Origin of the sequence: Rhodanobacter sp. IGA1.0 (assembly GCF_040208325.1) — a bacterium.
GTDB lineage: Bacteria > Pseudomonadota > Gammaproteobacteria > Xanthomonadales > Rhodanobacteraceae > Rhodanobacter > Rhodanobacter spathiphylli.
Genome location: NZ_CP157948.1, coordinates 230555 through 244675 on the forward strand (window position 1 = coordinate 230555; position 14121 = coordinate 244675).

The following is a 14121-nucleotide window of genomic DNA, read 5'->3' on the forward strand; positions in this document are numbered from 1 at the left end:
TCAGGCCATCTCGGAAGGGTGAAACTGCTGCGCATAGCGTGCCAGTTCATGGTGGCCGGTGAACCTCAGTTGCTCCACATAGGTTTCCAGACCCAGATACGGCAAGGTGTGCGGACTGGCCAGCGGACCACCCTCCTTCACCAGACCGCGGAATTTCAAGGACCGTTCCAGCCCGCCGAGGCTCCAGTCGTTGGGGCCGCAGATATTGGGCACCAGGTCGAACGGGTTGTTGCGCACGCGCTCGATCGTGATGCCTGCGCGGGTGCAGACGAGCTCGGCCCGCCTGACGTAGCAACCGGTGCCGTGCAGGCAAACGCTGTGGTGATCGAGACGGATCCCGTCGTGCTTCAACGCAAATTCGACGGCGGTGATGAAGATGATGGCACCTTGGCTGTGCGCCACCCAGCGCGTGCGGTGTCCGCGCCGTTGCGCCTCCACCAGCACTGCCGCCAGATGCTGGCTGTTGTGACTGCACTCCATCAGGTTCTGCTTGTCGAAGCCACATTCGAAGAAGTCCCGACCCTCTCCCTCGGTGGGGTTGAAGAACAAGGTGTAATTATCGATGGGCACAGAGTTTTCCCCGTAGGCGGTTTCGAGGTGCGTGCCCATCAGCCAAGCCGCCTTGGCCAGGTTGTTCTGCATGCCGTTGACGGCGGCGTGGAGGGTGTCGATGCGATGTGTAGGCAAGGGACTGTCAGTCCCCCAACTGCCAGTCAGCGCTTTGATGACATCCCCTGGTTCCTTACCCAGTTGTTTGAACTCGGGCGTAAAGCGCGCCGTCCCCACCTTGCTTACTTGGTACAACGCGTTTCGTTGCACGGAATCCGGAAGTTTCGACCGCAGCAGGTCTTGGTCAAGAAAGATATCGACAATCACCACCGGTTTGCCCGGCACGATCGCATAGCGGATCTTGTAGTGGTAGCCCTTGAACGGGTAGCGACTGGGGAGCAGACGCTGAAACCAGTCCCCGCGGCCGGTGTCGGCGTCCAGTCGGTTTGGGTGGAGGGCGATATCCAGCAGTTCTTCCGCCACCTTGCGGCGATCGAAGTCGTTGAGTGCGCGCAATATGCAGAAGGCCTCGTCGCCGAGGACGAGCTTCTTGTCCAGCGTGCGGAACGTGGGGCTTCGGGGTTCGAACAGGGCCGCGATCTGTGGCGCCCCGGCTGCTGCTTCTTGCCACGTATGGCGCCGTGCGGCGCGCTGCTGCAACTGTTCGCGACTCAACGACTGTCGGCTCATCGGGGCACATCTCCTTGTGCGCGCGGCCAGCTGGAGTGGCCACGCAATCCTGGTGGCCATGGTATCTCCAAGGTATCCCCGCACTGCTGCGGCGATTCTGCCCTGTCGCTTGTAGGCAGTTCCGATCGGCCGGAGGGCAGCCGATCCGCGACGCAGCTTCGGGAGAGCTGCGCCGCGGGAATGCGTCGGCCGATGCAGACGTGGCGTGGTCACCAGGCGACCACGCCACGTCGAATCACTACGCGGCGAAAGTGCTCAGAAGCGAAAGCGCACGAACAGCGAGGGGCCGTCGAGCTTCATGTCGAGGTTGGCGTTGTAGTCGTGCTTGCGCTGATGCAGCACGACGCGGCTGTAGCCGTATTCGGCGCCGAAGCCCACGTTCTTCCACGGGAAATACTCCACGCCCAGCGCGGCGTTGACGATGTGTCCGTTGAGGTTGCCACCGTTCTTCTTGACGCCGGCGGCGTCGATGTACATGCGCCACTGGTCGTTGAACGCATGTCGCCAGCCCAGCTGCAGCATCGGCGCCCAGGCGCTGTCGGTGGTGCTGGACGAGGCCTGGCCCACGGGGTCGCCGTTGACGCTGGCCTCGCCGCTGATGCTGGCGTGCACGCGGTAGTAGGCGCCGCCCAAGCCGAGGCCGAACACGTCATTGCCGTGGCCGAACCACCAGCGCCAGGACGCGCTGCCGAAGTCGAAGTTGAGCTTGCCCTTCACCGTGGCCGCCGCGCTGTAGTCGTTGCCGGCGTAGCTGATGTCGCGCGCCAGCGACTTGCTGCGGGTGCGATTGACGCTGTAGTAGTCCAGCGAGAATCCCTGGCTGTCGCCGACCAGGAAGTCGAGCCGGGCACGAGGCACCGTCTTGCGGTCGGGAAAGCCCAGGTCCTTTTCCAGATTGAAGTCGCCGTGGTACTGGCCACTCTTGTCGCTGGCGCCGATGGTGGTATCGGCGTTGGCGTTGTAAGCGCCCAGCCAGACGCTGACGCGATCCAGCGCGGGTGACTGCTGCGCGCTGGCGACGTGGCAGGTGAGCAGCAGCGGGACGAAGGCGAGCATCCCGCCGGCACGGCGAAGCCGACGTGGCTGTCGATGATTCATGTTGTTTTCTCCGGGGTCGCGGAACGGATGGGAAGGCTTGGCCGGTCAGGCCATCCTGGGGATTCCCGCCTGCATGGTACGAAGCCCGGGCGTGCAGGCTGCGTGCACGCCGCATGGCAGTCTGCCCAGTCGTGCTTGCCTGCGGGACCGCGCACGAGAGGCATGATTCCATCCGGCCGTGTGCATCGGCGTATCGATCCGTGCAGCGTCGGCATGCTGCATCGGCGCGTCGCCGCGACCGCCCGCATTGCCGGCCATTCACGCCGGACGATAGACTGCGGGGGCAGCGGGCGGGACGCGCGCTGCGGCGAGTCCCGAACGATCCCGTCATGCCCGTTCGAGGGGCTGCGCCTGTCGAGCGCAGTGCCATGGCGGGGCCGAAACGTTGTCCGCGGCCAGCGCCGTCGCCGAGGTTTCAGCGAACGAAGTGCGCGGATGCTCTTGAAGTGCCAGGTTTCGCCGCCTGGGTTTCTTGCCGGAGACACCGACAAACCCCGGGAGCCCGTGACCGATGCCGCACCAATTGCCCAGCCTGATCCTCTGCTTGCCCTTCGTGGCCAGCGTGGTGGCGTGGCTGATGCGCGGCCGCGGCCACAACCGGGCGGCGTGGCTGATGACCGCCACCGCGCTGCTCGGCCTGCTGCTTTGCCTGTGGCTGGCCCCGCTGATCCTCGCCGGCGACGTGCTGCGCCAGGTGATTCCATGGGCACCGGGGCTGGGCCTGGACCTGGTGCTGCGGATCGACGGCTTCAGCTGGCTGATGATGCTGCTGATCTGCGGCATCGGCGCGCTGGTTGGCGTGTACGCGCGCTACTACATGTCGCCCGACGATCCGCTGGCGCGCTTCTTCGCCCTGCTGCTGGCCTTCATGGGCTCGATGCTGGGCATCGTGATGTCCGGCAACGTGATCCAGCTGGTGTTCTTCTGGGAGATGACCAGCCTGTTCTCGTTCCTGCTGATCGGCTACTGGCACCGCGGGCCTTCGGCGCGCGACGGCGCGCGAATGGCGCTGATCGTCACCTCCGGCGGCGGCCTGTGCCTGTTCGGCGGCATGCTGCTGCTGGGCCACATCGCGGGCAGTTACGAGCTGGACGCGATCCTCGCCGCGGGCGACACGGTGCGCGCGCATCCCTGGTACACGCCCACGCTGCTGCTGATCCTGCTGGGCGCGTTCACCAAGAGCGCGCAGTTCCCGTTCCACTTCTGGCTGCCGCAGGCGATGTCGGCGCCCACGCCGGCCTCGGCCTACCTGCATTCGGCGACGATGGTGAAGGCCGGCGTATTCCTGCTGGTGCGCTTCTGGCCGGTGCTGGGCGGCACCGCGGAGTGGTCGTGGATCGTCGGCGGCGTGGGCTTGGTCACGCTGATCCTGGGCGCGTACGCGGCGATGTTCGAGCAGGACCTGAAAGGCGTGCTGGCCTATTCGACGATCAGCCACCTGGGCCTGATCACCATGCTGGTGGGGCTGGGCAGCGCGCTGGGCGTGGTGGCGGCGATCTTCCACATCGTCAACCACGCCACCTTCAAGGCCTCGCTGTTCATGGCCGCCGGCGCGGTCGACCACGAGGCCGGCACGCGCGACCTGCGCAAGCTGGGCGGCCTGCGCCGCTTCATGCCGGTCACCGCCACGCTGGCGCTGGTCGCCGGCGCGGCGATGGCGGGTGTGCCGTTGTTGAACGGCTTCCTGTCCAAGGAAATGTTTTTCGCCGAGACGCTGGCCGCGCGGCAGGGGCCGCTGCTGGACGCGATCTCGGTGGTGATCGCGGTCGCCGCCAGTGCGTTCGGCGTGACCTATTCGATCCGCTTCGTGCGCGGCGTGTTCTTCGGCCGCACGCCGGCCGAGCTGCCGCGCCAGCCGCACGAGCCGCCGTTGTGGATGCGCTTCCCGATCGGCTTCCTGGCGCTGACCTGCCTGCTGGTGGGCGTGCTGCCCGCGCGGGTGATCGGGCCGACCCTGCAGGCGGCGGCCGCCTCGGTGCTGGGCAGCGACCTGCCGGTCTACAGCCTGGCGGTGTGGCACGGCGTGACCACGCCGCTGCTGATGAGCGTGTTTGCCTTTGTGGCCGGCTGCCTGCTGTTCGCGGGCTTGCGTCGGCGTTTCGCCGAGCGCGAGGGGGCGCCGTTGATCGGCCGGCTCGGCGGCAAGCGGATCTTCGAGCGGGTGATGGCGGTGCTGGCCGCCGACCTGCCGCAGCGGATCGAGCGGCGCTATCCGGGCCGGCGGCTGCAATCGCAACTGCTGCTGATCGTGCTGCTGGCCTTGCTGGCCGGCACCCTGGCCGCGGCGGGCGCATCGCTGGACATGGAGCTGCGCTGGTCCAGCGTCGACCCGGCGTTCGCGTTGCTGTGGCTGCTGGGCGCGGCCTGCGCGATCGGCGCGGCCAGCCAGGCGAAGTTCCATCGCCTCGCCGCGCTGGTCCTCACCGGTGGCGCAGGCCTGGTCTCGTGCGTGAGCTTCGTGTGGCTGTCGGCGCCGGACCTGGCGGCGACCCAGTTGCTGGTCGAGGTGGTCACCACGATCCTGATCCTGCTGGGCATGCGCTGGCTGCCCAAGCGGATCGAGGGGCTGTCGGTGGAAAGCCGCCGGCAGCGCTTCCGCCGCCGGCGCGACGTGGTGATCGCGATCGTGGCCGGCCTGGGCGTGGCCAGCCTGGCCTATGCCGCGATGACCCATCCGGTGGCCGATTCGATCTCGCGCTTCTTCCTCGAACGCGCGTACACCGAGGGCGGCGGCCACAATGTGGTCAACGTGATCCTGGTCGACTTCCGCAGCTTCGACACGCTGGGCGAGATCAGCGTGCTGGCGATCGTGGCCCTGACCGTGTTCGCCCTGCTGCGACGCTTCCGCCCCGCGGCCGAAAGCATCGGCACGCCGCTGCAGCAACGCCAGCAGACGGCACGGGACGCGGCCGCGCCCGATCGCGCTGCCGATCACTCGCTGACCGACTACCTGATGATCCCCGGCCTGATCATCCAGCTGATGTCGCCGGTGATCCTGCTGTTCGGCCTGCACCTGTTCCTGCGTGGCCACGACCTGCCCGGCGGCGGCTTCGTGGCCGGCATCACCGTGGCGGTGGCGCTGATCCTGCTGTACATGGCCCGCGGCGCGCGCTGGGTGGAGACGCGCCTGCGCGTGCTGCCGGTGCGCTGGCTCGGCGCGGGCCTGCTGCTGGCGGTGCTGACCGGACTGGGCTCGCTGGCGTTTGGACGTCCATTCATGACCACGTACTTCCAGTACCTCGACCTGCCGCTGCTGGGCCGCGTGCCGCTGGCCACCGCGCTGCTGTTCGACCTGGGCGTGTTCGCAGTGGTGGTGGGCACCACCATCCTGATGCTGGTCGCGCTGGCGCACCAGTCGCTGCGCCGGCCGCGCCAGGCGCCCGCGCCCGCCGCGGAAGGAGAGCGCTGATGGAACTGGTCCTGGCCGCCGCGATCGGCATTCTTGCCGCCTCCGGTGTGTGGCTGCTGCTGCGACCGCGCACCTTCCAGGTGATCATCGGGCTGACCCTGATCTCCTACGCGGTGAATCTTTTCATCTTCTCCATCGGCGGTCTGCGCACCGGCGCCGACCCGGTGCTGCATGGCGGCGATATCGCCCAGTACACCGACCCGCTGCCGCAGGCGCTGGTGCTCACCGCGATCGTGATCGGTTTTGCCACCACCGCGCTGTTCCTGGTGGTGCTGCTGACCTCGCGCGGGCTGACCGGCAACGACCACGTCGACGGCGAGGACGGTACGCCGTGAGCAACCACCTGATCATCGCGCCGATCCTGCTGCCGCTGCTGGTCGCCGCGCTGCAGTTGCTGGTCGGCGAGAAGCGGCGACGTACGGTGCTGGCGCTGAGCATCGTCTCGTGCCTGGCGCTGGTCGCCGGCGCCGCCGCGCTGACGTTCGCGGTGTCCGCCGACGGTGCGCTGGCGGCGGTCTACCGCATCGGCGACTGGCCGGCGCGCTTCGGCATCGTGCTGGTGGCCGACCGGCTGTCCGCCCTGATGGTGCTGCTCACCTGCGTGCTGGCGCTGGCCGTGCTGCCGTACGCGCTGGGCCGCTGGCAGCATCGCGGCGGCCACTTCCAGCCGCTGTTGCAGTTCCTGCTGATGGGCCTGAACGGGGCCTTCCTCACCGGTGACCTGTTCAACCTGTTCGTGTTCTTCGAGGTGCTGCTGGCCGCGTCGTACGGCCTGGCGCTGCACGGTTCGGGCGCGCGGCGGGTCAGCGCGGGGCTGCACTACATCGCGGTCAACCTGACCGCCTCGATGCTGTTCCTGCTCGGCGTCAGCCTGATCTTCGGCGTCACCGGCACCTTGAACATGGCCGCGCTGGCCGAGCTGATCCCGCACGTGCCCGAGCGCACCCGCGCCCTGCTGCACGCGGGCGCGGCGATCCTCGGCGTGGCGTTCCTGATCAAGACCGCGATGTTTCCGCTGGGCTTCTGGCTGCCGCGCACGTATGCCGCCGCCTCGCCGGCGGTGGCGGCGATGTTCGCGCTGATGACCAAGGTCGGCATCTACGTGCTGCTGCGCCTGGGCCTGCTGCTGTTCGGCGATGACGCGGGCCCGGTCTCCGCCCATTTCGGCAGCGACTGGATGCTGTGGGGCGGCGTCGCCACGGTGGTGGCCGGCATCGTCGGCATGCTGGGCGCGCGCGACCTGGCCAAGCTGGCCGGCTACAACGTGGTGATTTCCTCCGGCACCCTGCTCGGTGCGATCGGCCTGCAGCAACCGGCCGTGACCACCGGCGCGCTGGCCTACCTGGTGATCTCCAGCCTGGCGATCGCCGCGTTCTACCTGGTCGCCGGACTGCTCGCCTCCGACGGCGACGACGACACCGACGACACGCTGAGCCTGGAGCCGTACGAACAGGCGGGCGAGAGTGTGCCCAACGAAAGCCTGTACGCGCAGGAGGACGAGAGCCGGGTGGTGATCAGCGCCCCGATGGCGATGCTCGGGCTGAGCTTCTCCGCCTGCGCGGTGCTGCTGGCGGGCCTGCCGCCGCTGTCCGGCTTCCTGGCCAAGTTCGCGCTGCTGGCGCCGATGCTCGAACACGGCGCGCGCCCCGGCGCGGTCGCGCTGTTCGCGTTGATCATCGTGGCCGGCTTGTGCACGGTGATCGCGTTGTGCCGCGCCGGCATCCAGATCTTCTGGGTCGAGCCGGAGCGGATCTTCCCCGGGGTGCGCCTCACGGAAGCGACTTCCATCGCGATCCTGCTGGGGCTGTGCCTGCTGCTCACCGTGCTGGTCGAGTCGCCGCTGCGCTACCTGCGCGACACCGCCGTCCAGCTGCACGCGCCGGCCAGCTACATCCATGCGGTGTTGCCGCCGGCGGAGGCCGCGCCATGATCCGTCGCTGGTTGCCATACCCGATCCTGTCGGCGCTGCTGCTGGTGATCTGGCTGTTGCTCAACCAGAGCGTGGCGCCGGCCGCGATCCTGCTGGGCACGCTGCTCGGCATCGCGCTGGCAAAGGTCTTCGGCCGGTTGCGCCCGCCAAAGGCGCGCGTGCGCAACCCGCACCTGCTCGGCCTGCTGTTCGCGCGCGTGATGCTGGACATCTTCCGCTCCAACCTCGCCGTGGCGCGGATCGTCCTGCGCCGCGAACGGGGCATGCACTCCGGTTTCGTGGCGATCCCGCTGGCGCTGACCGATCGCCACGGCCTCGCCGTGCTCGCCTGCATCATCACTTCGACACCCGGCACGATCTGGGTGAACTACGACTCCACTGCCAACGTCCTGCTGATCCACGTGCTCGACCTGGTCGACGAGCAGGGCTGGATCGACACCATCAAGCAACGCTACGAACGCCCGCTGCTGGAGGTCTTCCAATGAGCCACGGCCTGCTCCACATCGCCATCATCGCGGCGCAATGGCTGTTCCTGCTGGCGATGAGCTTCTCGATCATCCGCATGGTCCGCGGCCCGCGCGCGCAGGACCGCGTGGTGGCGCTGGACGCGCTGTACGTCAACGCGATGCTCCTGCTGCTGACCATCGGCATCCGCAGCGGCAGCATGCTGTACGTCGAAGCCGGCCTGGTCATCGCCCTGCTCGGTTTCGCCGGCACCGTGGCGCTGTCGAAATTCCTGATGCGCGGGCAGGTGATCGAATGAGCCACCTCGACGCCCTGCCGCCGTGGGCGGCCATCACCGTCGCCGTGCTGGTGCTGCTCGGTGCGCTGTTCGCGTTCATCGGCTCGCTCGGCCTGCTGCGCCTGAAGAACTTCTACCAGCGCGTGCACGCGCCCACCTTGGGCACCACGCTGGGCACGTTCTTCATGCTGGCCGCCTCGATCACCTGCTTCTCGGTGCTGCACGGTCGCCCGATCTTCAACGAGATCCTGATCGGTGTCTTCCTCACCCTGACCACGCCGATCACCCTGATGCTGCTGGTACGCGCCGCGTTGTACCGCGATCGCGAGGAAGGCTCGCAGGACGTGCCGCAGGTGACGACGCCGGAATGAACGCGGCCGGGCCGGCAGAAGGCTGCCGGCCCGGCACCGGACGCGCTGGCGTTCACAGCGTACTTTCGAAGTCCCTGACCTGTCGGGCCGCCTCGTCCTTGGCGATGCCGTAACGCTCCTGGATCTTGCCCACCAGGTATTCGGTGTTGCCCTCGGCCTGGGTCAGGTCATCGTCGGTCAGGTCGCCCCACTGGGCCTTGATCTTCCCGGTGAGCTGTTTCCAGTTGCCCTGGATGCGGTCGTTGTTCATGAGTGTGACTCCATGGTTGGGAAGGTACGCGGCAGGCGCCGGTGGCGACCTGCGCGTGCCGACCACTCTCCGGAATCGGCGTGAGCGGCAGGTCGTCAAGACGTTCATGGAGGAAGTCTTCGTTCACGTTCGGCGCGACGGCGAAGCTCGACATGGCGGAGGATTCGCGTCGTCCAGCGGCACTCGCGACCAGGGACGCCCGGCGCGCGGGGAGGGCTGGCAATCCAAGCTGTGCGCTGCACTCCCGAGCAAGACTCACTCGCCAGCGTATTCGTCATGGCGACGCCACCACACGCCGGTTTCGTTGCGCCCCAGCGGCGCGCGATCGAGCCACTGATACATGCCCCACAGGCCGTCCAGGCCGCGCGCGTAGGTGGAGTAGGTGTGGTAGATCACGCCGTCCTCGCGCACGAAGGCGCTGAGGCCCGGACGGTCGCGCGTGTAGGTGGGCGCGTCGGTGCCGCAGCTGGCGGCCATCTGGATGACCGGCGCGGGGGCCGAGCTCGCGTCCATCGCGTGGCCATCGCGCCGGTAGTTGTATTCGATGTTTCCGGCGCGCTGCTGCGCTTCGGTGAACGAGACGTTGAAGTCGAAGTTGAAGTCGCCGTCGGACGAGGACGCCCAGGGGAAACGCCAGCCCATGCGCTGCCGGTACGCCTGCAGCTTCGCCAGTGGCGCCCGCGATACCGCCGACAGCGTCACGTCGTGATTCGCCAGGTGTACGGCGAAGCCGTCGAAGCCGTCGGCGATCGACGAACACGAGGGACATCCCGCGCGGTAATCGGCGCCGAACATGAAATGATAGACCAGCAGCTGTGAGCGACCCCGGAAGAGGTCGGCCAGGGTGGCACTGCCCTCGTCGGTATCGAAGCGATACGCCTTGTCGACCCTGACCCACGGCAACGCCTGGCGTAGCCGGGCCACTTCGTCGCTGCGCCGGGTCAGCTCCTTTTCCGCGTCGAGCAGGCCGAGTCGGGCGGCCAGCCATTCGTCGCGTGTTCCGGTCGTGTGCATGGTCATTGCGTTCTCCCGCTGGGTTCCGGCCTTCGTTCGGGGATCGATGCGACTTGCCGGTGGATCGTGGGCTAGATTAGAAACCGGACATCGGACGGTGGGAGTGACAAGCGTGGCGCGATGGGTTCCGCTCCGATGGACTTGCTGATCACGGCGGCGGCGCGTGCGCTGGCGGCGGGTGATCCGCTGGGCGCGCTGAACCGGATCGCCTTGCGCGACGATGCGCCCGCGCTGGCGCTGCGCGGCATCGCGATGGCGCAGCTCGGCGATTTCGTGCGGGCGAAAGCGCTGCTGCAGCGCGCGGCGCGGGCGTTCGGTGCCAGCGAGGCGGTGGCCCGCGCGAAGTGCGTCATCGCCGAAGCCGAGATCGCGCTCGCCTCGCGCGAGTTGGGCTGGCCGGTGAAGGCGCTGGATGCTGCGCGGGCGACCCTGGAGGCGCACGGCGATCCGGTGAACGCGGCGCATGCGCGCTATCTCGCGGCGCGGCGCCTGCTTCTGCTCGGTCGCCTCGACGAGGCCGAGCGGGCGCTGGCCGGATTCGATGCCGCGCCGCTGCCACTCGCCTCGCGCGCGGCCCGCGAGCTGGTCAACGCCGGCATCGCCCTGCGCCGCCTGCGCACGAAACCGGCGCGTGCGGCGCTGGCCCGGGCCAGCTACGCCGCGCGCCACGCCGGCATCCCGGCGCTGCTGGCGGAAATCGACGATGCTGCCCGCGTGCTCGACGCGCCCGCGGCGCGGCTGATCACGCATGGCGGTGAACGGCTGATCAGGCTGGAGGACGTCGAGGCGTTGCTGGCATCGAACGCCTTCGTCATCGACGCCTGTCGTCACGTCGTCTGCCAGTCCGGCACGCGGGCGGCGCTGGCGAAGCGGCCCGTGCTGTTCGCGATCGCCCGTCTGCTGGCCGGGGCATGGCCGGGCGACGTGTCGCGGGACACGCTCATCGCCGAAGTCTTCCGCACCGGGTACGCCGACGAATCGCATCGGGTGCGCCTGCGCGTCGAAATCGGCCGGCTGCGCACCGAACTGCAGGCACTGGCCGGCGTGGGCGCGACGAAGCGCGGTTTTGCGCTGGCGCCGCATCGGGCCGATCAGGTCGTCGTGCTGGCGCCGCCGTTCGATGAGCGCCACGCGGACGTGCTTGCCTTGCTGGCCGACGGCGAGTCGTGGTCGAGCTCGGCCCTGGCGCTGGCGCTGGGCACCAGTCAGCGCAGCGTGCAACGCGCGCTCGATGCGCTGGCGGCGACCGGCAAGGTGCAGTCGTTTGGCCGCGGGCGGGCGCGTCGCTGGCTGAGCCCGCCGGTGCCCGGATTCCCGACGAGCTTGTTACTCCCCGCGCCGGTGCAGGGCGGCTAGGCTGTCTGCATCGAGACACATCAGATGGACCGGCGCGCCGACCGCGAATCCCGAAACTCCCCCATGACGTCATTCCCGCGCAAGCGGGAATCCACCTTGATCTCCCACAACACGCCCTGGATGACCCGCTTCGCCCTTGATGCAGCACCTCCGGACTTTGCAGGGGTGACGGCGCGGAAGCAGGTTCCCGGGGCCCGATCAGGAAGCAGCATGAAACGATCAGCCGCCCGAATCGTCCGCGAACAAGGTCCGTTTGCAGGTGTCGACGGCGTGCATGGCGTCACCTACGACGGCCGGCACGTGTGGTTTGCCTCAGGCGACAAGTTGAACGCGATCGACCCGGCGAGCGGCAGGACGCTGCGTTCGATCGATGTGGTAGCGCATGCGGGAACGGCGTTCGACGGCCGGCACCTGTTCCAGCTTGCCGAGAACCGCATCCAGAAGATCGATCCGCACACCGGCCAGGTGCTCGCCACGATCCCCGCACCCGGTGGCGGCGCCGACTCGGGGCTGGCCTGGGCCGAAGGATCGTTGTGGGTGGGGCAGTACCGCGCGCGACAGATCCACCAAATCGATCCCGCCACCGGGGCGATCCTGCGCACCATCGAATCGAACCGCTTCGTCACCGGCGTCTGCTGGGCCGATGGCGAACTCTGGCACGGCACCTGGGAGAACGACGAAAGCGAACTGCGCCGCATCGATCCGGGCAGTGGCGAGGTGCTGGAAATTCTCGAGATGCCGGCGGGCACCGGCGTGTCGGGACTGGAGTCGGACGGCGGCGACCAGTTCTTCTGTGGTGGCGGCAACAGCGGCAAGCTGCGAACCGTGCAGCGTGCCGGTTGAGTTCGAGGCCGTCAGGAGTCCGCGTCGTTGTCGCCTGAGTCCCGTGGCGACACGCCGGCCGGCTCCGGCGCAGCTGACGCCGGCATCGGCGATGCGCCCCGCGCCATGCTGGGGAACACCTCGTCGCGACGCACCCAGGCATGGAACAGCGCGGCGGCCAGGTGCAGCAGCACGGTGGCGAACAGCAGCAGGGCCAGCCAGGTGTGGGCGCCGCGCAGCGCGGCGTAGACGGTGGCGTCGTGGGGCACGATCGGCGGCAGGTTGAAGCCCTTGAACATGGTTACCGGGTAACCGCCGGCGGACAGCATCGACCAGCCGATCAGCGGCATCGCGAACATCAGCGCGTAGAGCAGCCAGTGCGAGGCCTTTGCCGCCAGCACCTGCACCCGGGGCAGGTCGGCCGGCAACGGTGGCGGGCGATGGCGCAGCCGGTTCACCAGCCGCACGATCGCCAGCAGCAGGATCGCGATGCCCAGCGGCCGGTGCAGGCTGACCAGGGTCGGGCGCAGGCTCAGGGAGGCGACCATGCCGATGCCGACGAACAGCATGGCCAGGATCGCCAGCGCCATGCTCCAGTGCAGCACGCGCGCGGTGAGGTTGAAGTGCCGCGGAGCGAGCCTGGCGGGATGAAGATCGTTCATGGCCTGGCCTCCGGCGCGGCGGTCTTGCCGATGGCGGTGTCCGCCTTGCCACTGGCGATGTCGTGTTCGCGGCGGTTGAACGACACCGAATAGACGGCCGAACGCGCGGCCAGGATCGGATCATCCGAGCCCTGCACGCCGGTCGGCAGCACCAGCGGGTCGTAGTTGATGTCGCGGCAGGCACCGGTGGCCTGCGGCGTGCTGCTTTCGATCACCACGGTGCCGACGGTGACGTGCTGGCGATCCTCGGGCCAGGGTTGCGCCGGGTCGGCCGTGGGATCTCCGGGCTGCGCCAGGGTCACCACCATGTCCCAGCGCAGCGGCGCGCGGGCCAGTCGCGCCTGCAGGTCCTCGCCGAGGAAATTGCCGTCGGCGGCGGCGCGCTGCTCCGCCGTCATCGCCGCGAAGGCCGCCTGCGGCTGCATCGACCAGCGTACGTTGCGCACCTCGCCACGGGCGTTGATGAAGCGGAAGGCGTTGACGCCGTTGAAGGTGGTGTTGGCCCAGCTGGTCGACCACGGCGCGCTCTTCGCCCAGCTGGCGAAGCGGGCGAATTCCGGATGGGCGCGGAGGAAGGCAGCCTGCTTCGCCGGATCGGGCTTGCCGGTGGCGGGGTCGGGGGTATTGGCGCGGGTCTGCTCGTAAAACGCCGACACCGTGGACACGCCGAAGAACGGGAAGCTGTTCATCGCCATGCGCCACTGCTGGCCGTCGTCGCTGTTCAACTCCAGCGCCATGCTGCGCACGCGCGCCTTGCCGTCCAGCCCGTAGGGCGAGCCTCCGGCGATCGACAGGCGGCCCGTGAACGGCGTGCGCACCGGTGCAAACAGCCGCGCGCTGGACAGCGCCACGCCTTGCCCGTTGCCTTCGAAATAGCCCGCCACGCAGACGCCCTTGGCATGCGCGCGACGGTAGCCCCGGTAGATCTGCCCGTTGCCGCTCTCGATCGCGTTGGTGAAACGTTGCGGGGTCAGCCGGCCAGGCGTCAGCCAGCCGGCGATCCAGCCGAAGGCAAGCGCGACGCCACCCACGATCAGGGCGATCGCCAGCAGGGCTGGCCAGCGATGGCGGGTCATTGGAGCGTCGGCGGGATCGTTGACGGGCATGGCGGCTGCTTGTCCTGGCGAGTGTGTCAGTCTCTCCATTCGCTGCCGCGGGCGCACCGGTTACATCGCCCGCACGGACCCCCTCCGGGTCCGCTTGCCGCGCCGCCGTCAGAGCCGCCGTG

At 68.6% G+C, this 14121-nt stretch carries 14 protein-coding genes; 8 read left to right on the forward strand and 6 right to left on the reverse strand.

All coding sequences use genetic code 11. The features are described 5' to 3' along the window. Both ABNK63_RS00990 and ABNK63_RS00995 read right to left on the reverse strand, forming a co-directional pair. On the reverse strand, positions 1-1239 hold the full coding sequence (locus ABNK63_RS00990; RefSeq protein ID WP_350016428.1) for a hypothetical protein: 1239 nt from the start codon (positions 1237-1239) through the stop codon (positions 1-3). A 255-nt stretch (positions 1240-1494) separates the two neighbouring features. Then, a complete protein-coding gene (locus ABNK63_RS00995) occupies positions 1495-2337 on the reverse strand; it encodes an autotransporter outer membrane beta-barrel domain-containing protein (protein WP_007808587.1) in 843 nt (280 codons plus the stop codon). 511 nt (positions 2338-2848) lie between these two features. Here ABNK63_RS00995 and ABNK63_RS01000 point away from each other — a divergent pair. Genes ABNK63_RS01000 through mnhG form a run of 6 tightly spaced genes read left to right on the forward strand, consistent with a single transcriptional unit; the run spans position 2849 to position 8789 of the window. Then, the gene (locus tag ABNK63_RS01000; RefSeq protein WP_350016429.1) at positions 2849-5746 is read left to right on the forward strand and encodes a monovalent cation/H+ antiporter subunit A; all 2898 of its coding nucleotides are present in this window, start codon (positions 2849-2851) and stop codon (positions 5744-5746) included. Continuing rightward, on the forward strand, positions 5746-6081 hold the full coding sequence (locus ABNK63_RS01005) for a Na+/H+ antiporter subunit C (RefSeq protein WP_007808590.1): 336 nt from the start codon (positions 5746-5748) through the stop codon (positions 6079-6081). Before ABNK63_RS01000 ends, ABNK63_RS01005 begins: the two co-directional genes overlap by 1 nt. Further along, entirely contained in the window at positions 6078-7676 is a 1599-nt protein-coding gene (locus ABNK63_RS01010; RefSeq protein WP_350016430.1) for a monovalent cation/H+ antiporter subunit D, read from the forward strand. The genes ABNK63_RS01005 and ABNK63_RS01010 overlap by 4 nt, the downstream gene beginning before the upstream one ends. Continuing rightward, the gene (locus ABNK63_RS01015) at positions 7673-8161 is read left to right on the forward strand and encodes a Na+/H+ antiporter subunit E (RefSeq protein WP_007808594.1); all 489 of its coding nucleotides are present in this window, start codon (positions 7673-7675) and stop codon (positions 8159-8161) included. The genes ABNK63_RS01010 and ABNK63_RS01015 overlap by 4 nt, the downstream gene beginning before the upstream one ends. Then, positions 8158-8439 carry a K+/H+ antiporter subunit F gene (locus tag ABNK63_RS01020; RefSeq protein WP_350016431.1) on the forward strand — a complete coding sequence of 94 codons (282 nt, stop codon included), beginning with the start codon at positions 8158-8160 and terminating at the stop codon, positions 8437-8439. The genes ABNK63_RS01015 and ABNK63_RS01020 overlap by 4 nt, the downstream gene beginning before the upstream one ends. Beyond that, complete coding sequence (mnhG, locus tag ABNK63_RS01025; RefSeq protein WP_350016432.1) at positions 8436-8789, forward strand: monovalent cation/H(+) antiporter subunit G; 354 nt, start codon at positions 8436-8438, stop codon at positions 8787-8789. Before ABNK63_RS01020 ends, mnhG begins: the two co-directional genes overlap by 4 nt. A 52-nt stretch (positions 8790-8841) precedes the next feature. Here the strand turns inward: mnhG and ABNK63_RS01030 are convergent, their stop codons facing one another. Next, entirely contained in the window at positions 8842-9039 is a 198-nt protein-coding gene (locus tag ABNK63_RS01030; RefSeq protein ID WP_350016433.1) for a CsbD family protein, read from the reverse strand. A 255-nt stretch (positions 9040-9294) separates the two neighbouring features. Then, positions 9295-10059: a DUF899 domain-containing protein gene (locus tag ABNK63_RS01035; protein WP_350016434.1), complete on the reverse strand. Its 765-nt coding sequence runs from the start codon at positions 10057-10059 to the stop codon at positions 9295-9297. Between the two features lie 129 nt (positions 10060-10188). On the opposite strand from ABNK63_RS01035, the gene ABNK63_RS01040 reads away from it, so the two are divergent. Together ABNK63_RS01040 and ABNK63_RS01045 are read left to right on the forward strand one after the other, a co-directional pair. Beyond that, positions 10189-11409: a helix-turn-helix domain-containing protein gene (locus ABNK63_RS01040; RefSeq protein WP_350016435.1), complete on the forward strand. Its 1221-nt coding sequence runs from the start codon at positions 10189-10191 to the stop codon at positions 11407-11409. Between the two features lie 210 nt (positions 11410-11619). Further along, positions 11620-12252, forward strand: coding sequence for a glutamine cyclotransferase (locus tag ABNK63_RS01045; RefSeq protein ID WP_350016436.1), 633 nt, complete (start codon positions 11620-11622; stop codon positions 12250-12252). Between the two features lie 11 nt (positions 12253-12263). Here the strand turns inward: ABNK63_RS01045 and ABNK63_RS01050 are convergent, their stop codons facing one another. After that, complete coding sequence (locus ABNK63_RS01050; RefSeq protein ID WP_350016437.1) at positions 12264-12893, reverse strand: cytochrome b; 630 nt, start codon at positions 12891-12893, stop codon at positions 12264-12266. Continuing rightward, the gene (locus tag ABNK63_RS01055; RefSeq protein ID WP_350016438.1) at positions 12890-13999 is read right to left on the reverse strand and encodes a catalase family peroxidase; all 1110 of its coding nucleotides are present in this window, start codon (positions 13997-13999) and stop codon (positions 12890-12892) included. The genes ABNK63_RS01050 and ABNK63_RS01055 overlap by 4 nt, the downstream gene beginning before the upstream one ends. Between the last annotated feature and the right edge of the window lie 122 nt (positions 14000-14121).